The organism is Micromonospora sp. BL1, assembly GCF_003667485.1.
Lineage (GTDB): Bacteria > Actinomycetota > Actinomycetes > Mycobacteriales > Micromonosporaceae > Micromonospora > Micromonospora tulbaghiae.
Map to the genome: position 1 here is coordinate 1 of NZ_RCVK01000358.1, position 413 is coordinate 413.

At 63.7% G+C, this 413-nt stretch carries 1 protein-coding gene; it reads left to right on the forward strand.

Features of this window, described 5'->3' with window-relative positions; all coding sequences use genetic code 11:
- Nucleotides 1–32: 32 nt before the first annotated feature.
- A partial coding sequence (locus tag EAD96_RS31685) for a hypothetical protein (RefSeq protein WP_233586186.1) occupies nucleotides 33–413 on the forward strand: 381 nt, incomplete at its 3' end.

Consider the following 413-nt stretch of genomic DNA (forward strand, 5'->3'; position numbering starts at 1 on the left):
GTCGACAAGTCTTCGAGGCCGTCGAGGCGGCCATGCCGAAGCCCAGCCCCGCCGGAAGTCAGCCCGGCGTCAGCAACAACCGGTTCGCGAGTTGGTCGTGCACACCCGAGACCGAAGCGCTGAGCGCTGCGCGCACTCTTGCCACGAGACCCGAGTGGCAGCGCGCACACGGTAATCAGCTACGTGCACGTCTGCTCTGCCATCTCGACAGCAGCGAGTGGACGTATCGATACCTCAGCACGACCGCCATTGGCCTGATCTTCACCGAGCCGGACGAACTTCTTTCCCAGGTAGAGAGCCGGCTCGCAGCCGAAGCCGACCCTCACGTCGCCTCAGTGTTAGTCCATGTGATGGCACGTTACCTGCATAGCCGACCCTCTGACGTGGACGATATCCTCGCCCGGCTGGCCTCT